Below are 25,424 nucleotides of genomic sequence, written 5' to 3'. Positions count from 1 at the left end.
TTTTTCCTATCCAACTGCTCCGATACCATAAAGGGGAGCGGCAGCTGCGTTAAACTCACTATACTCAAGCACATCAGGAAGCGTAAAATACATCTCTGGCGCAGTTTCTAGTTTTTGAGTTTTTATTTCTGATGCAACTTTAACAAAAAATAGCTTTCCAATCGCTTTGATAGGCTGATTTTTGTTAAAATAAAATGCGTCTATTGCAAAAAGTGGTATGTTTTTGAGTACGCTCATAGATTTTAAAAAGATATAAGCAATCTTAATAGCCATAAAACTTCCCGGACCATTGGTGTAAAAGAGTGCTTTTATGTCGTATTTTTCTGTAAGCTCTTCAAAAATCTCTGGCAAAACATCTGAACTTTTTTGAGCGCTCTCAATCGTCTCTATAAGTTTTTGCTCTTCATAAACACCAACTAAAATAGGCGATGATAGCGTGATAAAAACGACATCGACCCTTTTACGCATATGCTTTTTCTAACTCTTTTGTTTTCTCGCCGACAAGCTCGACAACCTCATAGTTCTCTGCATTTTTCAAAAGCTCAAGCGTCAGTTTATGGTTTAAGTCATGGCTTCCCGCCATCGCTTCATAATTACCCACAAAATTCATCCCGATAAGCGCCATATCACCGATAGCGTCCAAGATTTTATGACGTACAAACTCATCGGGATATCTCAACCCCTCAGGATTAAGCACCTTTTTCTCATCCAAAACGATTGCATTTTCAAGCGAGCCGCCAAGAGCAAGTCCTTTGGAGCGAAGATACTGTACTTCATGCAAAAATCCAAATGTTCTTGCGCGTGCAATCTCCTCTTTGTAGCTCTGTTTTGTAAAGGTTATAACATACTCCTGTTTTTGGATCACAGGATGTTGAAATTTAATCGTAAAGCCATATTTCAAATCTTTGGATGGAGAGAGTTTGACGTATTTCTCTCCCTCTTGAACAATTATCTCTTTTTTAATACGCATTATTTTTTTAGGAACATCGAGCTGTACAACTCCAGCTTCATCTAAAAGAATGCAAAAACTCGCACTGCTTCCATCCATAATGGGAATCTCGTCCGCATCTACTATAATCTTAAGGTTATCAATGCCATACGCGTAGATGGCTGAGAGCATGTGTTCAATCGTTGAGATAACATACCCATCCTTGCCGATAACCGTCGCCATTTTTGTATCAACAACATTTGCAGGAATGAGCGGAATGGCAACATCGACATCGCTTCTATAAAAAACAAGACCGCTGTTTGACTCAAGCGGCTCAAGTCTTAGCTTGACTGCAGAGCCTTTATGAAGACCTATACCAACGAGTTCAACACTCTTTTTTATAGTTGTTTGATACATTTTTTACTCCTGCAATTCTTTTTTTGCTTTCTCTATTTTATACTTTTTTATCAATAATCTCTTTAGCACTTTTCATAACGTCTGTGATGTTAAGTCGCATCCAGTCACCATCCATCCATTCCGCAGGATGCACTTCAACTCCCTGCACAAGGATGCCAAAATGGAGATGATCACCCATAGCATAGCCGCTTTTGCCTGTATTTGCTATATGCGTACCTGGCTGAACAACATCGCCAACATGCACATTTATGGATGAACAGTGTCCGTAAAGTGTATATAAACCAAGACCATGACTGATAATTGGCATATTTCCATAAAGTCCATTATAATCAGCATAAACAACTTCACCTCCATTTTGAGGCTTTATCTCTGCTTGTGCGTTGCTTGCCAAATCAAGCCCCAAATGGTAAGATTCACTGATATCTTTTTCGTTATAAGAGTAGAGTCTATGATCCCCAAAGTGAGCAACAACTGCTCCATTTTTAAGTGGATACATTTTATTTATACGAAAGTCATCTACCATGTTTTGAGGCACTTTTGATGTGATTTCATGGATTAATGCCTCGTTTTTCATACGCACTTTTTCATTGATGATTTTAAACTGCTCGATTGGGTCAAAAACACCCTGCGTCTCTTCAAATTCCTCTGCAAGTTCTGCGATTTTGCCCTTCAAAAAGTTGTCACTCAGTTTGATATTGGAAACTTTATAAACCTTCTCATTGAGATAAAACGGCACATAAGCTTGTGTCGTGTTTTTTGCATGGTCTTGCGCTACAACAGTTGCTTTAAAACCTGACTCAGTCATAGGCCAAGCGATAAGGGCAACATAGTAACCCTCTTTATGAAATGGCTGTGCTGCGAATTTTTTATCAAAGCTAGTTTGGATGTAAAAATCTTTGAGATTGTCATCTTCTACTTGAAAAATCACAAGTGCCGAACCGCCTTTGCTGATTTTATACGAATTTGAAATAATGTTTACGATTGGCTTTTTTTTGTCAATTTTTAGAGTATATTCTTGCTTAAGGGCATTTCCCTGAAAAAAGTTCCATCTACTTGCATCTTGCGCTTCTACGATAATCGTAAGTGCTTTATCTTTCATGGTAAAGACACTTTTTGGAGACTCTATCTTAAGAGAAACAGACTCTTTTGGCTCCAAAAACTGTTCATGAGACAAAGCGCTCTCTTCGGAAGACGTTTTAAGAGTCACTTTATACGATTTAAGTCCACTTCTATCTCTAATAGACAATTCTAGCGGATCTTTTAAGTTCCAGTAACCATCATTAGGCAATGCAATCTCAGGAACTTCTCTCTCAAACGTTGCAGACGTATAAACATATAAAGCACCACCCAGTATCATCGCGATAATAAACAACATCCCATATAAAGCACTATTTTCTCTTCTTCTCAAAATATAATTTCCTTTTTTATTAAACTTAATACTTTCTCTTTTGCCTCTTGCAAAGAGTAGCCCTCTTTGAGGACAAAACCTGCTCGACTTAGATGCCCGCCACCGCCAAAATGGAGTGCAATGGAAGCACAGTCAACACTTCCATCAGAGCGCAAAGAGCCTTTAATGCTCAAATCGCTTCTTTGTCGCAGCAAAAGCGCAACTTGCACATGAGGCAGAAAAAGGGACTCTTCTAGCGCCCCCTCCGCATCCTCTGCCACAGCTCCGCTTTGCTTCATCTCTTCATGACTCACACCAAAAAAGGCAATGGTTGCACTATGCTCTAGCACCATATCTTTAAGCATAGCTGCTCTGAGACGCAACGCCGCCAAAGAGGTGCTTTTCATGATTTTTTTATTGCAAAGTTGAAACTCTGCACCTTGGGTTATTAGTTCTTGAACTATAGCAAAAGTCGTGCCATCCACACTCTCACCTAAAAAACCCTCACTATCTTCAAGCAGCCCAACATAGAGCGCTGTTGCCATCTTTTTGTTGATTTTGACACCGTTTTCTTTAAAAAAAGAGTACAAAATCTCGGTCGTACTCAAAGCACTGCTGCGTACAAGGTTGAGTGAACCAAAAGAGGTGTTGGTGCAATGGTGGTCGATGTTGACAAGCGTACACGCCACTTCCACACCCAAACGCTCTTTGTTTGCACAATCAAGCGAGATAGCCAAATCCGCACCAAAAGGATAAGAGTTTTTTACATTTTCTATCCATGGAATGCAAGAAAACCTCTGATGTATCTCTTTGGTCGCACAAAACCACGAAACTTTTTTGTGCTTTTGCAGAAGATAGCTATACATAGCACTCGCACTTCCAAGAGAATCACCATCCGGATGCACATGAGAGATAAGCACGATATGTTCAGCTCTCTCTATCTTTTCTACTATTTCATTCAAACCAGAACTGCTTTAGGCTAATTTTTTTGGGATTATATACTACTTTCTTATTCATTTTGTAAACATACATCCCGTAGATACGCACCTTTAAGAGTACTTTGCGCATATCCTCTAAAACAGTTTTTCTTTGCGCAGCATAAAATCAAATCATTTTTCATATAATACTAAATATTCTATACTCACAAAAAGGAACTTCCATTGCTCAAAAAAACATTTACACTGCTTTTTACACTTACCACTTTTACTTTTGGAGCTTCGGATTTGCCTCTAAACTCTGTTGTTAAAATCCATACGGCAGCTGCTTTTGGTAGCTATGTAAATCCGTGGCAAACAAGTAGGATACAAGGCTCTACGGGTTCTGGGGCTATTTTAGATAACAATCTTATTTTAACTTCTGCACATGTCGTTAATGCGGCTAAGTTTATAGAGGTCACGAAAGAAAATGATCCTAAAAAGTATATAGCAACTCTTAAACATATCTATCCTGAAATTGCTATGGAAATATATGCCCTTATAAAAGAATTGCCAGACGACGAATGTGTTGGTATGGTCTTGGAGGAATTTAGAAACGAAGTGTTAAAATTTGGTACATTATAAAAAACTATAGCAGCGTAGGATCTTCATCTAAGAGATTAAAGACCATATAATCTTCATATTCATTTCTGCCAGAACCAGGAATATTTACAAAACCATACTCATTATATATAGCTCTCATTTTATCGCTTATAGGAACTAAATAAACATGATTTATAGCTACTAACTTTTGAATATCTATGGCTATATTTATAATATGGTCAAGTAATAAAAAACTATATTTTATATTTGAAAACTCTTCAATTTTTGATCTATACTCTACTTTTAAATACAAGAACTCAACGATAATGCCTGGAACATTATCGATATCATCATGGGTTGTTTTGAGTGCAAAAAATCCAAAAATATCATCTTTGCTTAAATCATAAGCTTCATATATGACAACTTGCTGACAAGCAGCTGTTTCTCTAACAATACCAATATATTTTTTGATATGTTCAGAATCTTTTGAAAAATCAAGCTTTTTAAAAAATGACTCTAACTCTTGAGCAGATAAAGGAGTTATTGAAATATTTTTCAACTTGCTTCTTTTTGAGCCTTAAGTTCTCTTAACTTAGAGGATTGTTTTGCAGTACTGACTCTTAACACTTTTTTTTGTTCAGGAGTAAGATTAGTTATGGGTTGAGCTTTTTCAAGTTTTCCATCTCTTATAACATAAGCCATAATAAATCCTTTTTCTATTTTTAAAATTATATCACTAATTACGATACATTGTCTATTTATCAAAAACATATGTATCTGCAATAGGTGCTACTGAATTGTTACTCAAAATTTAAAAAGTAGTGAAATTATTTCACATGATTATTTTACCTATTTCTCTGTTCTACTTGTCTATAAACTTCCATATCTTCCCTTTTTCCGATAGCAACAACATGGACCACTAAAATATCGTCAATGATTTCATAAATGATTCTTACCTGCTTTTTGACTACATGCACTTTTTGTCGTCTCCATGTCTGTCCACGCCTATCGCAGCCTTGCTAAAAAAAAGCAAAAAAAAAGGCTAGAACCGAAGTTCTAGCCTTAACCACTCCATTCACATTTGCTATTGAGTCAAAATTGTGCCATTAAAACAAATGGTTTCATTGAAAGCAGAAAATCTGCTCTCTGTTTTTATAGTTTACAAGACTGAACCGCAGCGATGATGGTTGCTACAACTGATGGGTCTTCTAGTGTTGACGTGTCTTGTGTTATCTCTTCTCCTTTTGCGATAGAGCGGAGGATGCGTCTCATGATTTTGCCTGAACGGGTTTTTGGTAAGCCTGTTACGAAGACTACATCATCACATAAAGCGATGTTTCCTATCTCTTTTTGGATAACTTTGTTGATAGCTTTTACCTCTTCTACCTCATCTGCTATACCGCTGTCTGATTTGAGTACGATGTATGCAAAGATGCCCTCGCCTTTTATCTCGTGTGGTTTTCCTACGACTGCAACTTCTGCTACATTTGGATGTTTTTTGATAGCTGCTTCAACCTCTGCCGTTCCCATTCTGTGACCGCTTACATTGATAACATCGTCTGTTCTGCCCGTGATAGTAATGTAACCTTGCTCATCGTAAAATGCGCCGTCTCCCGTGAAGTAAACAGGTTTGCCATCTTTTTTGACATCGCCAAAGTATGATTTTACAAATCTCTCGTTATCTCCCCAGATGTTTCTTATCATTGATGGCCATGGTCTTGTGACACACATAAACCCTTTTTCGCCTACCTCTGATTTTACGCCGTTTTCATCTAAAATCTCTGCCATGATACCCGGGAGTGGGAAAGTTGCGCATGCTGGTTTGATAGGCGTTGCCCCAGGGAGTGGAGAGACGATATGTCCGCCAGTTTCTGTTTGCCAGTAAGTATCGACTATAGCACATTTGCCACCGCCGATAGCTTCATAGTACCATTTCCACGCCGGTGGGTCGATTGGCTCGCCTACCGTTCCTAGAACTTTTAGGCTTGAGAGGTCGTATTTTGCAGGTTCATGTTCACCTGTTTTGTGTAGAACACGGATAGCAGTCGGTGCTGTGTAGAACTGGTTTACTTTGTACTCTTCTACCATTTTCCACGGTCTTCCCGCATCAGGGTAAGTTGGAACGCCCTCAAACATGATAGTCGTCGCACCCATTGCAAGCGGTCCGTAAACTATGTAAGTGTGTCCCGTAATCCAGCCGACATCCGCCGTACACCAGTAAGTGTCGTTCTCTTTTACATCAAAAACCCACTCCATCGTCATTTGCGCCCAAAGGATATATCCTGCTGAATTATGTTGCACGCCTTTTGGCTTACCTGTACTTCCTGAAGTGTAAAGAAGGAAAAGAGGGTCTTCCGCATCCATAACTTCTGGCTCACATTTTACGTTTTGGTGCTTGATAAGCTCGTTGTATGAGTAGTCACGTCCTGCAACCCATGTTACATCTTCACCGTTTCTCTCAACAACCAAAACTTTTTTAACAGGAGTTTCGCCCTTTAGAGCCTCATCAACAACGGGTTTGAGCATATAAGGCTTGTCTTTTCTAAATGCACCATCCGCTGTGATAACTACTCTTGCTTCAGCATCAATGATTCTGTCTTTGAGTGCCTCAGCAGAGAAACCGCCAAATACGATAGAGTGGATAGCGCCGATTCTTGCACAAGCAAGCATCGCATACGCCGCTTCAGGAATCATCGGCATATAGATAACAACACGGTCACCTTTTTGTACGCCAAACTCATTTTTGAGCAGGTTTGCGAACTTGTTTACGTTGTAGTAAAGCTCTAGGTATGTGATGATTTGCTTGTCGCCTCTGTCGCCCTCGAAAATAATCGCAGCTTTGTTTTTACGGCTCTTTAAGTGACGGTCGATACACTGAGAGGAAACATTAAGTTTTCCACCCTCAAACCACTTTACAAACGGTGCATTGCTCTCATCAAGCACATTGGTAAAAGGAACTATCCACTCTAGTTTCTCTTTTGCGTAACTGCCCCAAAAGCCTTCATAATCTCTCACTGCAAAATCTTGCAACTCCTGATACTCACACATATTTTTGATTCTAGCGCTTTTGCTAAACTCTGGATTTGGTTTAAAAACTTCTCTATTCATTTGTTTATTCCTTTGGTTAATTTTAAGTATATCATAGCCGTCATGATTGCATCATTGACGGCATTGTGCACGCCCATATTTGGAACTGCACAATTTTTCAAAATTGTATCAAACCGCAAATCAATATTTCCTTGCGGTATCAATGAAATCGTTTTATCAAAGTATATTTCAGAAACTTCGATCATTTGGTTTGGTAGTGTGATGCCAAGCATCTCTTTTGTGTATCTGTTTATCACACCCACATCAAACTCTAGGTAGTAGCCAACAAGTGGTCTCGCACCTACAAAATGTAAAAACTCCTCAATCCCCTCCTTTGTTGTTTTAGCATTTTTCAAATCAACGGGGCGAATCCCGTGAATCTTGATACTCGCACTGCTTATCTCTTTGGAGTTTTGCAAAAAAACCTCAAAAGTCTGCGACGTGAGTATCTTGTTCTCTTTTATCTTTACCGCTCCGATGGAGAGTATCTCATCTTTGCTCACATCAAGCCCCGTTGTCTCGGTGTCAAAAACAACAACTTCCCCGCTTGTGTCTGCATCAAACAAAAACGCAAACTTCTCATCTTTGAGCCTTTTACGGTTTGCATTTGCCTTGAACTTTGAGATAAAACCAAACATCTTCATACGACCATATTTAAGTGAAAGTGAAAGGTCATAAACTTTTTGAACTTGTTGATGATTTTAAAACTGTCTTTGAGCAAATCTCTCTGGTTTTTCTCCAGTGTTCTGGGGTTGATAAAGTTTGCTTCCTCTATGGTTTTTGCTTCAAGCATCGCTTTGAGGCGTACGGAACTAAGCGTGTCAAAACTCTCGATAAGCTCCGTTGCAAAGGTTTTATCTATCACGCCAAGGTTGTTGAGCTCTTTGATGCGCTCTGTCGTGTTGGTCGCTTTTATCTCGTACTGCAGGCTAAGCGTTCTTACGCCATGCACAAGGGCAAAAATGCCCCCTTTTTTGAGGTCAAGTTTGTTGTTGTACTCCTTCTCAAGCACAAAACCAGAGAAAAGCGTGAGCGGTGTTTCAAAGTTGAGAACCGCTTTTGCGATGTGTGCCAAAACATCGTCTCTTGCATGAAACTTGCCATGAAGATACTCTGTGAGTTCATGAAGCAGTTCACAATCCCCCGCAACACACTTCGCATCTAAAAAGATACTGAGGTTTTGCACACTCTCTTCATTCATATCGTATGTCCACTTCTCGATAAGCTCTTTGTAAGAAGTCACATCTCTTCGCCAAAACTCGTTACTTACCATCACATTGCCGCTGCATTTTGGAAAACCAAGCTCTAGCAAATAGCTGTTTAATCGCATCATCGGCTCACTAAAGAGTTCTTTATCGACACCGTTTTTGATAATGAGTGCATTGTCCTGATCGCTTCTGAGTGTCTGGTCTTCTCTGCCCTCACTTCCCATAACAATAAGCGCACATTTGTCTTGTAGCTCCTCACTCACGCACATCTCGAAAACTTTTTTATAGATTTTGAAGTTGAGCGTTGCGATGAGCTTTGTGATGTAGCGGACTTTTACCCCTTTTGCACGGAGCGTGACAATGAGATTTCTAAAATCTTGCTCAAGCGCTTTGAGGTCTTCAAGCGTCTGGGCCTTGTCTATCTGCACGGCAACGAGGTGTGAGTGGCTTGCAAAATAGCTTAGCAAATCTATCTGCTCTAGCACCCCAACAATCTTCTCATGCTCAAGCACAACAACGCGTTTGATACCGTTGTGTGTCATAAGCAAAAGAGCGTTAAATAAAAAATCCTCTTTATCGATAGTGATAAGGTTTTTCGATGCGATGGAGGCTATGGGTTTGCTTATGTCATTCTCACCCATAAGCACACGTTCTCGTAGGTTGGTGTCTGTTACGATGGAGTACGCATCCTCCTCTTTGACGATGATAACTTTAGCGCGAAGCTCTTGGAGCCTTTGGAGTGCTTCAAGGATGCTGATATGCGCATCCACAACACATGCTGGATGCAAAAAGATGTCAGAAACTCTTGCGATAAGAAACGGCGAGAGCTCGCTTTGCTGTTCATACTCTTTGAGCTGCTGATGGCGTGAGATGAAATCTTGCAAAAAGTAGCTTTGAACTTTTTTGTCCTGCATCAAATCTAAAAAATCCTCTTTTTTTATCTCGTAGCAGATAAGGTCTTCATCGACAACAAACTTTGCTTTTGTGTCCCCATAGATAAGCGCATCCGCATCAAAACTATCGCCTGCACCATAAACATCGTGGACTTCATCTTCTATGTACTCCGTTACAGAGCCTTTGATGATGATATAAAATGCGATAGAGGAGATGGATGGGGAGATAAGGAGGGTCTTGCTTGGGTAGTAGGCGATGTCGATTTTTTGCATCAGAGCATCCATGCTCTCTTTGCTCAAAAGCCCAAATGGATGGATAGATTCGATTAGTTTTCTTTGATCTCGTATGCTCACAAAATCGTCCTTTACATATTTTACATGCAATCAGAGCTATGTTCCAATGGCACTTATTCAAGCTTTTTACACTATTTTAGAGACTAAAAATAGATGAAACTAAATTGGAAGCGGGACTTCAGTCCCGCATTGTGGCGAGGCTAAAGCCTCGCTTCCATGCAGATTCATTTTTGGCTCTTTTTTGCTTAAGCAAGTGACACGAGCTATGCCCCAACTTGCACAAAGGGGTTAATGACTAGATGCGCCCTCTGCACCGATACCCGTTTGCGCTCTGATGAACTGAGCTTCAAACTTCTCTTTCTCCTCTTTTGCGCTCTGTGAATTATCTGTTACAGAGAAGAAGTACGTTGCTATAAACGCCACTGTCATAGAGAAGAGTGCTGGGTATTTGTATGGGAAAATCGCTTCTGCATTTTTAAGCACATCCACCCAAACCGCAGGTCCAAGGATAAGAAGAACAACCGCCGTAGCAAGTCCCAGACTTCCACCGATAACCGCACCACGAGTTGTTAAACCTCTCCAGTACATTGAGAGGAATAAAATCGGGAAGTTAGCAGATGCAGCGATAGCAAACGCAAGACCTACAACAAACGCGATATTTTGGCTCTCAAATGCAATTCCTAGTAAAATCGCGATGATTCCAAGAGCAACTGTTGCCATTTTTGAGACTTTCATCTCAGTAACTGAGTCAACTTGTCCTTTTTTGATAACAGAAGAGTAAAGGTCATGGCTGATTGCCGAAGCACCCGCAAGTGTAAGACCTGAAACAACCGCTAAGATAGTAGCAAACGCAACCGCCGAGATAAAGCCCAAGAAGAAGTCGCCGCCTACCGCGTGGCTTAGGTGAATAGCCGCCATGTTGTTGCCGCCCAGTATCGGCTGTCCACCGCTAATTGCCTGTTTTGCAAGGTCTAGATACTCAGGTTTGCCAAGAACCATAACGATAGCACCAAAACCGATGATGAATGTTAGGATATAGAAGTAACCGATAAAGCCAGTCGCATAGAAAACTGATTTACGAGCCTCTTTTGCATCACTTACCGTAAAAAATCTCATAAGGATGTGAGGCAATCCCGCAACACCAAAGATAAGTGCAACAGCAAGTGAAATAGCAGAAATCGGGTCACTTACAAGCTTTCCTGGAGCCATGATGGAGACGTCTTTGAGCTCAACCGCATGTGCAAAAAGTTTGCCAAAGTTGAAATCATAGTGTGCCATAACCGCAACAGACATAAATGTCGCACCTGAGAGAAGCAAGAACGCCTTGATGATTTGTACCCAAGTTGTTGCAAGCATACCGCCAAAAGTTACGTAAAGTATCATCAAAATACCAACGATGAAAACCGCCACTTCATAGTCAAGACCAAAAAGAAGTTGGATAAGTTTTCCACTCCCTACCATTTGTGCGATAAGATAAAGAATAACCGTCGTGATAGAACCAAATGCCGCAAGTATTCGAACAGGAGTTTGGCGAAGTCTATACGAAGCAACGTCTGCAAATGTGTATTTTCCTAAGTTACGAAGAGGCTCTGCGATCATAAACAAGATAACTGGCCAACCAACCAAGAAACCGATAGAGTAGATAAGCCCGTCATATCCACTTGCATAAACTAGTCCAGATATACCAAGAAAAGATGCCGCTGACATATAGTCACCCGCTATCGCCATACCGTTTTGAAAACCTGTGATTCCTCCACCTGCCGTGTAGAAATCTTTCGCACTCTTTGTACGTTTTGCTGCCCAGTAAGTGATACCCAAAGTAGCACCAACAAAGATAAGAAACATAACGATTGCCGAGACATTGAGCTCTTTTGGCGCGTTTGCTGCATTGGAAGCAAAAACCGCTATAGAACCGAGGATTAAAAATAAAAAGATTCTATTTATCATCTACATTCCCTTCACTTTTTCTTTGATTTTGTTGTTTAAGTCGTCAAACTCACTGTTTGCTCTTTTAGTGTAAATCCCCGTAATAATGAAAGAGAAGAAGATAACCCCCATCCCAACTGGAATCCCTACTGTTGTGACTGAACCCTCAGAGAGCGGTGTTCCCAAAACTTGTGGGAAGTAGGCTATCATAAGGATAAATCCAAAATAGACCAAAAGCATGATGATAGAGAGCATCACTGAAAATGATGTTCTCTTTGCCACCAACTCTTTATAATTCGGGTCATTTTTGACCACTTCTACGATATCTTTATGCATCTGTTTTTCCTTTAAAAGTTATAGTTTGCGATAAATCTGTACTCATCCCAACTTGTTGTTGCACCTGATATGGCTACATTGAAATCGTCTGCATAGTTTGCACGTAAACGAAGCTGTAAATTTTTAACGATACTTGGGTTGTAAATAACGTCAAAACCACTCTCTTTTGCATCACCGTATGTGTAGCCGTTGTTTGCAGCCATGTTAAAGTTTGCATAGTAAAGCGTAGCTAAAACATTCGCGCCCAAATCTTTGAAGTTATACGTTGCAGCCACTTTTGCAGCATCCGTTCCCGCTAAGAACATGTGACGCGTAACCATTCCTTGCGTATAAGCAGGCATACCGCCCCAAGGAGAGACAACTGCATCTTGAAGGAAACCATTGTTGTTTGTAGCATCATTGTTATCTGTTTTTGAGTAAGCAAAGGAGAGGTCAAAGTTTTGTACTTTCACACCAAATTTACCCGCGACATACATACTATCTATATCACCTGCAAACTCATCGCCTACAGCATTCTCTTTGATGATTTGTACCGCTGCATAAGGCTTAAGCGCATCAGTGATGAGACATTTCCAAGAGAAGTTTGCCTCACCGTAGATGATGTTCATGATATCATGCGCGTAGTAGTCCCAAAGGTCAAGCTTTAAGTTTGCTATCCCAGTGTAAGAAGCTGCCGCCATTGTGATACCGTCTGTTTTTTCATCAAAAGCGTATGTTCCCACATTTGTAAAACTTCCAACCTGATTTCTGCTGTCTTCGTGAGAGTAACCAGCCGTTGCAGCTAAAAGCCCAGCATTATAAGTTCTACCAAAAGTTCCTTGTGCAAACTTTGTTACATGTCCAAGAGTAAGTGTTGTATTTGCTATATCTTTGTTTGTAAGCACATACGCCTCAAAAAGGTTTGGCAACATTCTTGCATCATCATCTGCAAGCATCGGAGTTACTAACTTTTGGCGACCGCCTTTGAAAAGTGTGTTGCCAGTTTTATACTGTATATACGCCTCTCCAAGCATAGAGTAGTTTTCGTTGTTTTCTCCAAGAAGAGTAGGATCTACCTGATTGTAATCCGTTTTCTTACTCTCATTTAAAAAACCGTATGTAGTATAAAATGCAGCTCCTAAGCTTAAACCGCTAAGTGAAGCAGTTTCATACTTCAAGTAACCACCGATAGCGTTTGCATGTCTCGTATAATCAGCTCCTGCTGATAACTCTACACTTCTTGAGATAGTAAACTCTCGTATCTGCCCACTCACCTTACCTTCACTAAACATCGAGTTGATATCATCAGCAGCATTTAAAGAAGCCGCTGCAACAAAACTCATTGCCACTGCGCTAAGCGCGATATACTTTTTCATCTTTTTCCCTTTTCTCTTTTTTAAACACTCTAATCCTAAAGGAGAAAAATAGCATGAACGTAGCATTGTTGCTAAAATAAAACGAAATTTTTCTTTTCGAACCAATATGTGTAAAAAAGTAACAGACAAATTTTGTCTCAATTTTGGCTTAAAGAAAAGTAAACCCTCATTTTTAAGCAATTTCTCTTAATAAGAGTAGATTATAATCAACAAAAAAAAGGAAATCCTATGAAAGAGGTCATAAACGCATACAGAACACAAAAAATCAATGTGGACTCTTTTTTAAAAACATTCATCAAAAGCCTCCCAAAGGAGTATATCAAGAGTGCGTCATTCCTTATGCAAAGACACCGCTACATCCAGCTTATGTATGGAGTGGATGAAACATTTCAACAAATAACGCCCGTTATCTCAAAAAAAGAGCAAGACATTACGCAAATCGGAAGCGACAAAGGGCACTATTTTGTCAAACTACAGCTTGATGAAGATAGCATCTATGTTTCAAATCCCTACATTCACCACAAAACAGGAAAAGCAAGTCTCTCAGTTGTTCATTTTGTCGATAACACCTACTATATATTTGACATCAACCTTATCTATCTTTTGGAAGATTTGAAACTCATCGAGTACAACACACTTCACGACAAAATCAAAAGGATGGTTTATTTTTTTGGTTCGCTTTTACTCTCATTTGTCGCCGTAGCACTTATGGCATACGGTGGATTTGTCTTTTTTGCGCTTATGTTTTCACTCCAAAATTCAGACTTTTTGCACGACATCTTCCGTTCCATCATCTCCATTACCCTCGGTCTTGCCATCTACGACTTGGCAAAACAGATTTTTGAGCATGAGGTCATCTACGAATCCTTCCACCAATCCGAAAACAAACAGTACAAAGTCCTCGGAAAGTTTCTCATAGCCATCATCATAGCCCTCTCCATCGAAACACTTATGGTCGTCTTTAAAATCGCCCTAGAAGACACATCCAGAATGCTCTCAGCCTTCTACCTACTCATAGGCACAACCATCATGCTCGTAGGACTAGGCTACTTCTACAAAACCGTCCAAGAATCCACCCCAAAAGATGAGTGTTAGGGCGTGGTTATGGGAGTTTGTGCATAAACACTTTACAAAGAACTTGTCTATAAAACTCGTTCTTTGTCTTGTCGTGCCACGTAACAACATAATCAATCTCAACATCACTCTCTAAAATATATCCTTGTTTTTGTTTTTGAATGATTTTAGTGCTTAATCTCTCTTGTTTTGTTATATCAAATTTTGATAATTTTACAATCTGAAAAGAGTCTTTTCGTATAAAAAACTGATTATTTTCATCTACGATAAGAGCTTTTTGCGAAGCAACAGGATTTACTCTTTGCACGCCTTTTTTGGAGCTGTTATCTGAAAGAGCAATGTCTCCTAACCCCATCATAAAAACAATTCTATTGGGCTCTTCTACTCTCTTGTCATATTGAAAAACCTCATCGCAGTAAGCAGAAAAAGCAGTAAAAAACCCATCTTTTGTGTGGATGCCAAGTCTATTTTTTGCTCTAGTAATTGCAACATATAAAAGTCGTTTATCATACTCATTTTTAATAAAATTCTCTTCTACACATAGATAAACCGAATCAAATTCTTTACCTTTTGATTTATGCATAGTAGATACAACTACACCGGCACGACTCTGTTCAAACTCTTCAAATTCTATCTCATTTAAATACTCTTCAAAAACTGTTTGAAAATGAATCGGACTGCTTTGAATCTCTTCATCATATTCATCTATAAATTTATCAATTACACTGTATGCTAAGTTATAATTTTTTGAATTTTTGTAAATATTTTCAAGTTTACTTCTTGCACTTTCAAAATCAGCCTCTTGCCAAAACTTTAAAAAATCCCTTAGCTCCACTAAATTACCAAGCGAAAACCCATCTTTTGAAGTTATATATTTTGCTTTTACGCCATTTGCAATAAGCTGTGAGTAAATTGTCAAAACTTCATCATTGTTTCTTGCTAAAACTGCTATACTTTTTGATTCATCGCCCATAACTTGATTAACAATATTTTCAATATAGCTTGTATTTGTATAGTTTGTTAAGGCTATATTGCCAAGTTTTTTTGAAAAAGACAGCAGTTTTTTTGTCTTTAACCTATCGGTCAATATTTTACTAAACTCATTTGCAAACTCCACAATATTTTGTTTACTTCTATAGTTTGACAACAACTCGTATTGAGAAAAATTTTGGACTTCATCCTCTTGTATCTCTTTAAAATCTTCTTTAAATTGGTTTATATAAAAAATATCAGCTCTATCTTCTCCAAAATTATTTATACACTGGTCATCATCGCCAACAGCAATTATTTTTTTATCTTTTGACATGTTTGCGTGAATTGCTTTTATAAACTCATAAGTATTTTTCCCTACATCTTGATATTCATCTAAGACAAGCATCTGAATGTAAGGCAACTCGACTACATTATCGTTTAACATTTTGGTCGCTGTTTTTATTACACCATGTAATTTGATTTTATCGTTATCTACTTTTTTGCCTAACAAACTTATAGCAAAAGCGTGAAATGTATATATTTTCATGTTATAAACTTGTGAGCCTATAAGCTTTTCCAGTCGTTCTTTAAACTCTGCTACGGCTACGCGTGAGTGAGCTAACATCAAAAAATATTCTACTTTATTGTTTTCAATTGTAACTAATGACGCTATTTTATGTACCAGTGTTTTTGTCTTACCACTTCCAGGACCCGCTAACACCATTATTGAGTTGCTTTGTCTATCCTCAAAAACTCTTTTTTGTTCATCATTCAAATCGTAAATTATCTCTTTTAATCTTGCTTCTGTGACTGGAAGTTTAATTTTTTTGTTATCAAACCCATATTTTTTCTTAAATTTTTCATATTCCATTCCAAAATAATCTTTTACAAAAGTAGCTGTTTTCTCCCACCCATCTTTTATAAGCTTTTCTAAAAAAACTATTTGAATATGGATAGCTTCTATTTTTCTTTCATAATAGGGCTTGAGGCTTTTATTATAGTCACGCTTTTTATATGGTGTGTTTTGCTCAATATTCTCTTTTTTATCAATCTTAAAAGTTTGATAGTAAATAAGTCTCCCTCGTCTAAGTTTAAAACCTTCAATGAGTTCGTGAAGATAGACTATTGAGTGATGAAACCCTTCAAGAGTTAGTTTTTGTATCTCATCAAACTCTACCTTTAATCTATTTGTAGAAATGTCAATCTCTGCCTCTTCTCTATTAGCGAGTGCTTCAAGCATCTTGTCTATTATAAATTGACAAGTTTTCATTCTGGTTTTAATCATTTTCTCTAAATTATCTATATTTATTCTATCAATCGTAAAATTACAAATATCTTTATGAAAACTTGCATTAAAACTGTTTGCTCTCAATTTTGAAAGGTGAACCCAACTTTGAATAATTTTTTTAATAGTCTTCATATGATTTTTTTCATCAATGGCACTGTTTATTTCTCTTAAGTTCATACTTGTTGCAAATAAAGGCAGATTTTTTAAGAACTCTAACACGCTATTTTCCAGCTCAAAATGTGTCTTAAAATCATTTAAAACTGATTTTTTTACATAAACACTGATGTCATTATTAAACTCTAAAAGTTTCTCTTTTTGCAATGCATATAAAACATCAAATATTATTTTTCTCTCAATACCTACAATATCAGCCAAATCATCAACCTCAATAGCGTCTATTTTACTTCTTTGGATGATATTTTGCATAACCATTATCATGTACTCATAAATTTTTTCATACTCTTCTTTTTTTGAGTCTAAAATCTCATGAACATAATCCATACTTCGCTTCTCTTTGTCTATAGAGGTTGCAAATATTTTATACCCATTCCTTCCACGCGCTATAACATTCGCCTGCTCCAACTCTAAAAGAGCTGTTTTTATAATGGCTTCATAATCTATTTTAGAATCTTGTGTGTCAATCCCCATTTTTTGAGCTAACTCTTTTGGAGAGATATAAATCTCATCTCTTTTCATTTTTTTAAGCTCTTTTACTATCCTCTCTATTTCGTGATAATCAATTTTAGAGTTATTTAATTGTGCAAAAGTTTTATTAAAATCATTTTTAGAATAAAGCACAATACACTCAGCTCTTAAAGACTCTATTCTGGCACCGCGACCTGATTCTTGCAAATAAGCTTCAAGACTATCTGATTGTTCGTAATGAATTACTACTTGTATATCAGGCTTATCAATACCCATACCAAATGCCGTTGTTGCAACAACTATATCAATTTTGTTCTCTATAAAATCATTTAATATTTGACTCTTGTTCCGTCCTTCTCTTTTGCGCTCTTCTATCTCTTGGTCAATTTTTGAATAAAACGGCTCAATAACTAAATCAAGCTCCAAAACTCTTTCGTCGCCATTTAACTTCTCACTTAACTCTCTACACTCTCTGGCATTTTGCGGTATATATATTATTGTAGGCTTTTTCCCAACTCGCAACAACTCTTTTATAAGACATTCATACTTCTCTTTTTTCGTTGCAACTTCAATCGCTCTGTAATCTAGGTTATATCTTTTACTTGAAGCGATAAACTCTTTTAAAGTTATGCCTAAATTAGAATAAAAATAGTTTTTAATATCTTGAAGCACTTCAGGTTTTGCCGTTGCCGTAAAGCATGAGACTGGGATTTTTGGCTGAAAATCTGATGCATCCTCCAACTCTTTAATGGAAGATGCAACAAAATAGTAATCATGTCTAAAATCATGTCCCCATGATGAAAAACAGTGCGCTTCATCTATAACAAATCTCTCAATTACTCTCTTTTTTAAAGCCTTAAAGATAGAGTTAGACCTTAGTGCCTCAGGTGCAAGATAAAGTATATCAACAACACCATTCTCAATCTCTGCAATAATATTCATCCTCTCAATAGGGCTTAAGTAACCGCTAATTGCAACAACTTTAAAATTTTGATTTTTATCTTTAAAACTATCCACATGGTTTTTCATCAATGCCTGCAATGGCGAGACTACGACCGTTAAGCCTTTATAAGCTTTTGCTTTTATGAGTGCAGGCAGTTGAAATGTAAAAGTTTTACCCCCGCCTGTAGGTAAAATAGCTAAAATTGAATCGCTATCCAGTGAATTTTTTATAATATCTCTTTGAGAGATTTTGCTATTAAAGTCAAAAAGAGAGCTGTTCTCCTTTTCAAATTCTCTAAATGATGCGATACCAAACTCTTTTGATGCAAAAGAGTTTAAATCAACGCTACTCTTATCAAAAGTTAATTTTTTTAAAACATCTACAATCTTTGGATATCGTACTAAAATTACCGATGATATAGATGCTTCTTTATCTGAAAAAATAAAAGAGATTGCAAAAGCCAGTTCCATTGGATATCTTGTGAAAATTTCATCAAAGTCATTTTTTGTACAATTAATCTTATCTTGAATGATTTCATAAATATTTATTTTATTGGGCAATAAATTTTTATAACTAAAGAAGGCACTGAAATATTCATTTTCACTCAAAAGTGCTATAAATATTTTTTTCAAACTTTCATCTAAAGTATCAAATTTTTTATCAAGTAGATTAAACAACCATTTAGTTTGTTCTGAATCTCCAAGGGGCTGATTTTCAATATTGAGTTCAGTTTTATAAGGCTTGTCTAATTTATGGGTTTTTTTATTTGGGTATAAAAGCATAGATAAAAAGAGAGTATCGATAATCTTAATATCTTTAAAAATTGGGTTAAAGCTCGTTTGCGACAGATATTTTTTATCATGGTCTATAAAATTATGTCCACAAATAAAATCCGGCTTTTTTTGACTAAAATCTTCTACTATTTTTTGCACAGAAGTAGTAGAGATTTTGAGTTCATCTATAAACAAACCAAGCGTCTCTATTTTTTTACTCGTTGTATTTACTTCAATATCAAAAAAAGCTATTTTATTCATAAAGCATCTTATTTTTTTCCACAGATATTAATTTTAATTGTGAGTTAGTAATTATATCACGGTTTATCCACCATATACCCCATCCCAAGCACATTAATAACAAAGTTATCTTTAAGTATTTGCATAACTTTCAATACAAAAATCCAAACAGCCAGAGCGGGATTTTGTTGCCGCTGCCTATCTCTATATCATCAGATACAATGAAGCTATCTGGTAGGTCTTTTATTTGCTTGTATTTTTTGTTTTTACCACCTACCTCAAATGTATATCTGTCGTCTATGAAAAAATCACCTTTTTTAGCCACCTGAACTTCATGCGCCACCCTTAACATGCTTGCAAAAAAGGTTTCTCTTATAGTTCCTAGCTCAAAGTCATGGCAGTAGGCGTAGTGCAGGTTTGTATTGCCTAGATATATTTTTTCGGGTTTAGTAAAGATACTATCCCCTTTTGTTTTCGCTCTTATAACATGAAGTACTTTTGCTTTATGCAGATATTCCAAAAATCTATACAGCCCTTTGTAGTTCTCTTTCATATCCATTTTTAAAAGCAACTCTTGTATGTTTGGAGTAAAAGGGAGCGATTGACAAACAAGTCTTACTAGTTTTTTGAGGTTGACAACATTGTTGTACTCTATGGGAAATACGGAGGGAATATCTATCTCAATGACTGTATTTATGGTCTCACTCAGTCGCAAAAGGTAGTTTTCTTTGTCTTCAAAATAAAATGGATAGTACCCGCTTTGTATATACTCTTTATATGAGAGTCGCAGGTTAAATTTTTCTAGCAAATCATACGCTATGTCTATGTGGTCTGAGAGTATCTCATCAAGCGAGAAAGAGGGAAGTTTGATATCGTTGTTTAGTTCGATAAACTCACGAAAAGATAACCCTTCAAAATGATAAACAATCGCTCGTCTGCTCAAATCGGCTTTTGCGTTATCTATCTGCAACGCACTTGAGCCACTAAATATAACTTTGAGGTCTAAGATATCGTAAATCTTTTTAAGCTCTAGTTCAAAATTTTGGTATTTGTGTATCTCATCAATGATGAGCACTTTACCATCCTCCTTTGCAAAAACCTCCGCCACTTCAAAAAGAGAGGGAATGGCAATAGCATCTGCACTGATGTAGAGCTTTTGGCTAAATGGCAAGTCAAGCTCTTTGAGGTACTGCACCAAAAATGTGGTTTTACCCACACCTCTAGCACCTACGATGCCTATAAGTTTGGGTTTTAAATTTATCTTGTCGTAAAAATATCTCTTATAGGTGAAGTTATGTTTTGAGAAGATTTTTCTCTGAAAATCTCTGATTTCATCTAGCATCTTTTATCCTTTTGTGCTAGATTGTATCATAATTGGATTTTAAAGTCCAATTTTTAGCTATATGTTTGGTTATAAGACTTTAATTTTGCTATTTTAGCTTAAAAGGCTATCCTTTCTCTTCTCACTCCCATGCTCCAGCGTGGGGGAGTGTGTACTTTTTTGTCTGCTTTGATTTCAATTTTTAGTATATGATTTATAAAACATAAGATATAATACACATATATCAATCTATAAAAAAGGATAGTGGATGGTAACATACGGTGTAACTGATATTCAAAACAAACCTTCATTGATGAAAGCTATGGATGTAGCCGAAATTATCGACCGCAGGGCTCATACGACAGTTGGCTATTTTATCTCCTCAAAATACGAGAGCTTTATCCTGCCTGTTATTGAAAAAATCAACAGAGAAGAAAAACTTGCAAAACTCCATAAACTCAAAAATCATCAGGACTTGGAATTTGCAGAGCTTGGAGTGGATGATGGAATATAATCGCGGCGATATCGTCATCGTCAACCTGTACCCAAAAAAAGGCGATGAAGTGGGAAAAATCAGACCCGCAGTCATCATCTCAGGCGATGATGAAAATGCTATTTTAGATACACTCATCCTTATGCCCCTATCAACCGACCTCATCGACAATATGAATCCATACAGAATGAGAATCGCAAAGAGAGAGGGTCTTAAAGAAGATTCAGACATCCTCATCAATCAAATCCGAACGCTTTCAAAAACAAGAATCAAAGAGAAAATCGCCACCCTCACATCGGTTGAATATGATGCCGTCATTGCGCACCTTTGCAGAAATTTTTAATTCTGCCAAATTCTCCACGCTCCAGCGTGGGAGTGTACACTTTTTTGTTTGCTTTGACTTATATGCATTCCCACGGAGACTGCGGGCACGAGGGAAGTGTTCATTTTATCTTCAACACTTCTTCACATCTTTGTCAAAACTCAGTTTTTTATACCCTTGTAGTTTACTTTTCGCGCAAATAAGTGCATCAACAAAGTCAATATTTTTATTTTCTATGATTGAAAGAGTCTCAAAAAGTATCGCTTTGTTGTGACTCACAACTCCATCAAATGCCAAAATAGTTTTAAGGTCGTTTATCACACTGTTTTTGTCGCACTTGTGAAATTTAGTCAATACAAAATAGCTTTCCATTAAAACACCCTCAAGTATCTCTACTTGGATTTTTGAAGATTCGATTTGCTCAAAGATTGCTATACTCTGGGCTAAAAACTTTTCATCGTCTCCTATCAAAAATCGGATGATGACATTGGTATCAAGAAGATAAACCATATTTTTCTTCCATAGCTTTAAGAAACGCTTCTTGTTTTATCTGTTCTATATTCATAGATGAAGGATTTACTTTATCTTTATATTTTCCAGCCATTAGAGCTGTCTGTGATTGTTTACGAATCGGATAAACAAAAGCCAAAGATTGTTTTGTTCTTTTGTCAACTACTTCTAAAACCTCGGTGAGATTTTGGAAAATAGAGATATTTTTTTGAAGTTCGCCTATACCAATACTCAACATTTCTATATCCTTTTATATATTCTTATTATCATTCTATATAAATAAATTTCATTTGTCAATATCTTAAAATGGAGACGGGCTACTTTTCTCGCTACCACGCTCTAGCGTGGGAGTGTGTACTTTTTTGTCTGCTTTGATTTTATATGCATTCCCACGGAGACCGTGGGAACGAGGAAGGAATTTTATTACTTGAATTAAGTGTGTAAATTCCTCCTGTCATGAGCAATACTAATCCGCTTGCGGTTTAGTATTGGTCTCCTCGTATTTGTTAGACATTTTATGTATTTATTGTTTTGCATTTTTTAAAACTTCAAGCATTGTATCTGTATTGTTTTCATTGGCTATCATTAATGGTGTTTTACCAGCATTATTTTTTAGTTTAGTATCTGCTCCGTTTTGTAACAGAAGTTTCGCTATTTTAGAATAATTTTTAAAATTAGCTTTTAGTCTTTTTACCTGTTTTTGTGCTTTTACATAAGTATCAGGAAATCGTTTAATATGTTCTTTTTTCTCAATATATGTTTCAATACTTTGTAAATTTTTTTCTACGATCCCCGTCGCCATGAGATGTAGGATAGTATTTCCGTCTTTATTTTGAAAGTTTACATTATATTTGTTATCAATTAAAAACTGTACAACTTCAATATTTAAATTTTTTACGGCAAGTTCTAAAGATTGAAAACCTATATTTTTATCTATACTTGCACCATTATCTATGAGTTTCTTGGCAGAATGTATTTTTCTTTCTAGTAATGCTTCTTGAATAGGTGTCTCTTTTCTATATAGCTTAGTTGGAAAATTAACATCAGCTCCATTATCTATCAAAAATTGAATCATTTTGACATCATCATTCTTGATTGCATAAAAGAGAGAAGGATTATATAAACAAGAAGGTTTTGTGATATTTTCAATATATGGTAAAAAAGATTTTACAATTTTGATATCACCTGTGATAATTGCATGATTAAAAGCAAAATCTACATTTGTATATGTTTCATATTTTTCTTCTCTTTTTAAACAAGGACTTACCCCATTTTTTAAAAGGTTATTGATTTTTTCATAATCTCTTGAATCGATTGCTTTAAAAATTTCAAGTTCATTGTTCGGTGAATCTATATTGCTTTTTGCATATCCGTTAGAAAATATAAAAAACATGAAGAGAAATATTTTTGCATATAAAGTAAATTTATTTTTCAATTTTAATCCTTTTGTGTGTCTAACGTTTGTCGTGAGCAATAATTTTCCCGCTTTCCTCGCTCCCACGCTAGAGCGTGGGAGTGTATACTTTTTTTTCTGCTTTGGCGTATATGCATTCCCACGAAGACCGTGGAAGCGAGGCGTAATCACGGTTTATCCACCATATACCCCATCCCCCGCACATTGATGATAAAATCCTCTTTAAGGCTTTTTTTGAGGCGGTTTATCTCGGCTCGGATGGTGGCGTTGTCCACCATCTGGTCACTCCATACATACTCCTGAAACTGCTCAAAATCGACGATGCGTCCGCGGTTTCTTGAGAGAAGGTCTATGATTTGGGATTGGCGTTTGGTAAGGATTTGAGGTTCTTGGTTGAAAAGAAGCGTGGAGTGTTCTTGGTCGTAGCTGTAGTTTTTAGAGAGTCTGAGATGCACTCTTGGGGTCTCTTGTGCGATTTTTACCCTATCTACACGTAAGGAGAGTTCTTTGAGATGAAACGGTTTTTTCAAGTAGTCATGACACCCCAAATCATAGGCACGGGAGATATCTTCTATATCCACCAATGCGCTTATATAGATAGCACTTGCGTGGATTTTAAGCTCATGAATCTTTTCCAAAAAAGAGAGCCCATCAAGCCCTGGAACGGTTATGTCTAAGATGAGCAAGTCGTAGGAGCGCTCTTGTATAGCATGAAGGGCATCAAGTCCGTTGAAAAAACTCTCTACCTGATGCCCCTCTGACTCCAGATACTCACTGATGGACTCATTGAGCATCACTTCATCTTCTAGCAGAAGTATCTTCATTACTCACCCATCACTTTAAATCTGTAGCGAAATGTCGTAAGAGACGCATCCGACGTAACACTCACGCCAACGCCCTCCTCCTCGCAGATACTCTTAACAAGTCTAAGTCCCAAACCAAAACCGTCTTTTGCTTTTGCTTCTCTATAGTATGCATCAAAAACTCTATCCGTATCTTGAATCGTCTTTGATTTGCTACTCACCACAAACTCTGCAAAAGCGCCGACTTGGAGCAGCGAGACATCCACTTTTTCGTTTGGAAGCGTGTATTTTATGGCATTTGTCAAAGTATTGTCTATGATGCGTTGGAGTTTTGTCTCATTAAAATGGACATGCAGCTCCTCGCTTGGGGCATGATAGATGAATTCCAAAAGTGAAAATGCCGCCACATCACGAAAAAAATCAACCCTACTGCTTAAAAAATTATTGAGATTTACAACCGTTTTTTTGTACTCTATATGGTCTTTTTTGACCAGATAGCTCAAATCGTCATAAATGCTAAATATATTTTTCGTCGCTGCCTCAATCTTGGAGAGCTGCCTATCTTTTGGATGTTTCATAAGATAGAGTTCCATACTCGTAAGTATCACACTCAAAGGTGTGTTTGTCTCATGGACGGTATAGCGCAGAAACTCTTTTTGCGACTTGAGAAGCTCTTGGGAAAAGGTCTTCTCTGCTTCAAGATTTTTATTTATCTCCAAAAGAGCCGCAGTCTTTTTTTTCACCCTCTCTTCAAGCCCTAAGTTGAGCTCTTTGAGGCTCTTTTTTTGCTCATTTATCTTGGCAACCATCTCATTTGCATACCCTGCCATCTCTCTAAAATCTTGAAAATATATATTTTTGGCACTGATGGGTTCTTCCATATCCAGAGCATTTTTGAGCGCATCCAAAAATGTCTGCGTATCTCTTTGCAAAAGTTTGCTAAAGAGTGTATTGAGCCCCAAAAAGATGGCAAAGATAATGAAAGAGAGAGTGATGATAGACAAAACGGTTTTTATAAGAAGCGATTTGAGCTTTTTTTGATTTTGCTCTAAAATATCACTGTTTGAGAGTTCAGAACTTTTTACGATAGAACTCTGCTCAAGCGCTCTCTCATAATCCTTGTACATCTCCTCCACCAAAACGCCTACAAAGACCATGGTGAAGAAAAAAACGACCAATATCGTAAAGATATCTGCCCGCTTGATAGTAATATTTTGAAAGAGTGACTTTATTTTCATATATGGGATTATATATTATAATTCTGCCAAATCTTTTTAA

24 protein-coding genes are annotated in these 25,424 nt (G+C 37.2%); 4 read left to right on the top strand and 20 right to left on the bottom strand.

Translation table 11 applies throughout. The features are described 5' to 3' along the window. Positions 1–6: 6 nt before the first annotated feature. From AC6H4V_RS03535 to AC6H4V_RS03520, 4 genes are read right to left on the bottom strand one after another with little or no spacing between them, the layout of a single operon-like run. The gene (locus AC6H4V_RS03535; RefSeq protein ID WP_497607493.1) at positions 7–468 is read right to left on the bottom strand and encodes a hypothetical protein; all 462 of its coding nucleotides are present in this window, start codon (positions 466–468) and stop codon (positions 7–9) included. Beyond that, on the bottom strand, positions 461–1,345 hold the full coding sequence (gene lpxC / locus AC6H4V_RS03530; RefSeq protein ID WP_428730421.1) for a UDP-3-O-acyl-N-acetylglucosamine deacetylase: 885 nt from the start codon (positions 1,343–1,345) through the stop codon (positions 461–463). The genes AC6H4V_RS03535 and lpxC overlap by 8 nt, the downstream gene beginning before the upstream one ends. A 37-nt stretch (positions 1,346–1,382) precedes the next feature. Next, complete coding sequence (pgp6, locus tag AC6H4V_RS03525) at positions 1,383–2,753, bottom strand: peptidoglycan metallopeptidase Pgp6 (protein ID WP_497607492.1); 1,371 nt, start codon at positions 2,751–2,753, stop codon at positions 1,383–1,385. Beyond that, positions 2,750–3,694 carry a DHH family phosphoesterase gene (locus tag AC6H4V_RS03520; protein ID WP_497607491.1) on the bottom strand — a complete coding sequence of 315 codons (945 nt, stop codon included), beginning with the start codon at positions 3,692–3,694 and terminating at the stop codon, positions 2,750–2,752. The genes pgp6 and AC6H4V_RS03520 overlap by 4 nt, the downstream gene beginning before the upstream one ends. Positions 3,695–3,892: 198 nt before the next feature. Here AC6H4V_RS03520 and AC6H4V_RS03515 point away from each other — a divergent pair, with 198 nt between their 5' ends. Beyond that, a complete protein-coding gene (locus tag AC6H4V_RS03515) occupies positions 3,893–4,291 on the top strand; it encodes a hypothetical protein (protein ID WP_428730418.1) in 399 nt (132 codons plus the stop codon). 4 nt (positions 4,292–4,295) lie between these two features. On the opposite strand, the gene AC6H4V_RS03510 is transcribed toward AC6H4V_RS03515, so the two are convergent. From AC6H4V_RS03510 to AC6H4V_RS03470, 9 genes are all read right to left on the bottom strand, one after another. Next, entirely contained in the window at positions 4,296–4,808 is a 513-nt protein-coding gene (locus AC6H4V_RS03510) for a hypothetical protein (RefSeq protein WP_497607490.1), read from the bottom strand. Continuing rightward, positions 4,805–4,951: a hypothetical protein gene (locus tag AC6H4V_RS03505; protein ID WP_294880859.1), complete on the bottom strand. Its 147-nt coding sequence runs from the start codon at positions 4,949–4,951 to the stop codon at positions 4,805–4,807. The genes AC6H4V_RS03510 and AC6H4V_RS03505 overlap by 4 nt, the downstream gene beginning before the upstream one ends. 143 nt (positions 4,952–5,094) lie before the next feature. Then, positions 5,095–5,226: a type II toxin-antitoxin system RelE family toxin gene (locus tag AC6H4V_RS03500; protein ID WP_497607489.1), complete on the bottom strand. Its 132-nt coding sequence runs from the start codon at positions 5,224–5,226 to the stop codon at positions 5,095–5,097. Between the two features lie 175 nt (positions 5,227–5,401). Next, positions 5,402–7,357: an acetate--CoA ligase gene (gene acs / locus AC6H4V_RS03495; RefSeq protein ID WP_497607488.1), complete on the bottom strand. Its 1,956-nt coding sequence runs from the start codon at positions 7,355–7,357 to the stop codon at positions 5,402–5,404. Further along, positions 7,354–7,974, bottom strand: a complete 621-nt coding sequence (locus tag AC6H4V_RS03490; RefSeq protein ID WP_497607905.1) for a 3'-5' exonuclease — start codon at positions 7,972–7,974, stop codon at positions 7,354–7,356. Before AC6H4V_RS03490 ends, acs begins: the two co-directional genes overlap by 4 nt. A 2-nt stretch (positions 7,975–7,976) precedes the next feature. Next, positions 7,977–9,791 carry a putative nucleotidyltransferase substrate binding domain-containing protein gene (locus AC6H4V_RS03485; protein WP_497607487.1) on the bottom strand — a complete coding sequence of 605 codons (1,815 nt, stop codon included), beginning with the start codon at positions 9,789–9,791 and terminating at the stop codon, positions 7,977–7,979. Positions 9,792–10,019: 228 nt separating this feature from the next. Beyond that, positions 10,020–11,678, bottom strand: coding sequence for a cation acetate symporter (locus AC6H4V_RS03480; RefSeq protein ID WP_497607486.1), 1,659 nt, complete (start codon positions 11,676–11,678; stop codon positions 10,020–10,022). Further along, positions 11,679–11,993, bottom strand: a complete 315-nt coding sequence (locus AC6H4V_RS03475) for a DUF485 domain-containing protein (protein WP_497607485.1) — start codon at positions 11,991–11,993, stop codon at positions 11,679–11,681. Positions 11,994–12,004: 11 nt separating this feature from the next. Next, the gene (locus AC6H4V_RS03470; RefSeq protein ID WP_497607484.1) at positions 12,005–13,348 is read right to left on the bottom strand and encodes an OprD family outer membrane porin; all 1,344 of its coding nucleotides are present in this window, start codon (positions 13,346–13,348) and stop codon (positions 12,005–12,007) included. 228 nt (positions 13,349–13,576) lie between these two features. Between AC6H4V_RS03470 and AC6H4V_RS03465 the strand changes: the two genes are divergently transcribed. Continuing rightward, on the top strand, positions 13,577–14,443 hold the full coding sequence (locus tag AC6H4V_RS03465; protein ID WP_497607483.1) for a hypothetical protein: 867 nt from the start codon (positions 13,577–13,579) through the stop codon (positions 14,441–14,443). Between the two features lie 7 nt (positions 14,444–14,450). Here AC6H4V_RS03465 and AC6H4V_RS03460 read toward each other — a convergent pair whose 3' ends face one another. Beyond that, positions 14,451–19,304, bottom strand: coding sequence for a RecQ family ATP-dependent DNA helicase (locus tag AC6H4V_RS03460; protein WP_497607482.1), 4,854 nt, complete (start codon positions 19,302–19,304; stop codon positions 14,451–14,453). A 130-nt stretch (positions 19,305–19,434) separates the two neighbouring features. Continuing rightward, positions 19,435–20,625, bottom strand: coding sequence for an AAA family ATPase (locus tag AC6H4V_RS03455; protein WP_497607481.1), 1,191 nt, complete (start codon positions 20,623–20,625; stop codon positions 19,435–19,437). 247 nt (positions 20,626–20,872) lie between these two features. Between AC6H4V_RS03455 and AC6H4V_RS03450 the strand changes: the two genes are divergently transcribed. Further along, on the top strand, positions 20,873–21,118 hold the full coding sequence (locus AC6H4V_RS03450; RefSeq protein WP_497607480.1) for a hypothetical protein: 246 nt from the start codon (positions 20,873–20,875) through the stop codon (positions 21,116–21,118). Beyond that, on the top strand, positions 21,105–21,440 hold the full coding sequence (locus tag AC6H4V_RS03445; RefSeq protein ID WP_497607479.1) for a type II toxin-antitoxin system PemK/MazF family toxin: 336 nt from the start codon (positions 21,105–21,107) through the stop codon (positions 21,438–21,440). Before AC6H4V_RS03450 ends, AC6H4V_RS03445 begins: the two co-directional genes overlap by 14 nt. A 111-nt stretch (positions 21,441–21,551) precedes the next feature. On the opposite strand, the gene AC6H4V_RS03440 is transcribed toward AC6H4V_RS03445, so the two are convergent. From AC6H4V_RS03440 to AC6H4V_RS03420, 5 genes are all read right to left on the bottom strand, one after another. Continuing rightward, complete coding sequence (locus AC6H4V_RS03440; protein WP_497607478.1) at positions 21,552–21,929, bottom strand: type II toxin-antitoxin system VapC family toxin; 378 nt, start codon at positions 21,927–21,929, stop codon at positions 21,552–21,554. Next, complete coding sequence (locus AC6H4V_RS03435) at positions 21,913–22,167, bottom strand: hypothetical protein (RefSeq protein WP_497604367.1); 255 nt, start codon at positions 22,165–22,167, stop codon at positions 21,913–21,915. Before AC6H4V_RS03435 ends, AC6H4V_RS03440 begins: the two co-directional genes overlap by 17 nt. A gap of 285 nt (positions 22,168–22,452) precedes the next feature. Continuing rightward, complete coding sequence (locus tag AC6H4V_RS03430; protein WP_497607477.1) at positions 22,453–23,364, bottom strand: ankyrin repeat domain-containing protein; 912 nt, start codon at positions 23,362–23,364, stop codon at positions 22,453–22,455. 146 nt (positions 23,365–23,510) lie between these two features. Then, positions 23,511–24,167, bottom strand: a complete 657-nt coding sequence (locus AC6H4V_RS03425) for a response regulator transcription factor (protein ID WP_428730505.1) — start codon at positions 24,165–24,167, stop codon at positions 23,511–23,513. Next, positions 24,167–25,384 carry a sensor histidine kinase gene (locus AC6H4V_RS03420; RefSeq protein WP_497607476.1) on the bottom strand — a complete coding sequence of 406 codons (1,218 nt, stop codon included), beginning with the start codon at positions 25,382–25,384 and terminating at the stop codon, positions 24,167–24,169. Before AC6H4V_RS03420 ends, AC6H4V_RS03425 begins: the two co-directional genes overlap by 1 nt. Between the last annotated feature and the right edge of the window lie 40 nt (positions 25,385–25,424).

It is taken from the genome of Sulfurimonas lacustris, from assembly GCF_059705355.1.
Note: the sequence above shows the minus strand (reverse complement) of the source record. Positions and strands in the feature narration are given on the sequence as shown.

Bases quoted from the DNA above. Each gene is read 5' to 3' on its own strand.
- AC6H4V_RS03535 (WP_497607493.1), bottom strand. From the start codon at position 468: ATGCGTAAAAGGGTCGATGTCGTTTTTATCACGCTATCATCGCCTATT.
- lpxC (WP_428730421.1), bottom strand. From the start codon at position 1,345: ATGTATCAAACAACTATAAAAAAGAGTGTTGAACTCGTTGGTATAGGT.
- AC6H4V_RS03505 (WP_294880859.1), bottom strand. From the start codon at position 4,951: ATGGCTTATGTTATAAGAGATGGAAAACTTGAAAAAGCTCAACCCATA.
- acs (WP_497607488.1), bottom strand. From the start codon at position 7,357: ATGAATAGAGAAGTTTTTAAACCAAATCCAGAGTTTAGCAAAAGCGCT.
- AC6H4V_RS03490 (WP_497607905.1), bottom strand. From the start codon at position 7,974: ATGTTTGGTTTTATCTCAAAGTTCAAGGCAAATGCAAACCGTAAAAGG.
- AC6H4V_RS03480 (WP_497607486.1), bottom strand. From the start codon at position 11,678: ATGATAAATAGAATCTTTTTATTTTTAATCCTCGGTTCTATAGCGGTT.
- AC6H4V_RS03475 (WP_497607485.1), bottom strand. From the start codon at position 11,993: ATGCATAAAGATATCGTAGAAGTGGTCAAAAATGACCCGAATTATAAA.
- AC6H4V_RS03470 (WP_497607484.1), bottom strand. From the start codon at position 13,348: ATGAAAAAGTATATCGCGCTTAGCGCAGTGGCAATGAGTTTTGTTGCA.
- AC6H4V_RS03465 (WP_497607483.1), top strand. From the start codon at position 13,577: ATGAAAGAGGTCATAAACGCATACAGAACACAAAAAATCAATGTGGAC.
- AC6H4V_RS03460 (WP_497607482.1), bottom strand. From the start codon at position 19,304: ATGAATAAAATAGCTTTTTTTGATATTGAAGTAAATACAACGAGTAAA.
- AC6H4V_RS03455 (WP_497607481.1), bottom strand. From the start codon at position 20,625: ATGCTAGATGAAATCAGAGATTTTCAGAGAAAAATCTTCTCAAAACAT.
- AC6H4V_RS03450 (WP_497607480.1), top strand. From the start codon at position 20,873: ATGGTAACATACGGTGTAACTGATATTCAAAACAAACCTTCATTGATG.
- AC6H4V_RS03445 (WP_497607479.1), top strand. From the start codon at position 21,105: ATGATGGAATATAATCGCGGCGATATCGTCATCGTCAACCTGTACCCA.
- AC6H4V_RS03440 (WP_497607478.1), bottom strand. From the start codon at position 21,929: ATGGTTTATCTTCTTGATACCAATGTCATCATCCGATTTTTGATAGGA.
- AC6H4V_RS03435 (WP_497604367.1), bottom strand. From the start codon at position 22,167: ATGTTGAGTATTGGTATAGGCGAACTTCAAAAAAATATCTCTATTTTC.
- AC6H4V_RS03425 (WP_428730505.1), bottom strand. From the start codon at position 24,167: ATGAAGATACTTCTGCTAGAAGATGAAGTGATGCTCAATGAGTCCATC.
- AC6H4V_RS03420 (WP_497607476.1), bottom strand. From the start codon at position 25,384: ATGAAAATAAAGTCACTCTTTCAAAATATTACTATCAAGCGGGCAGAT.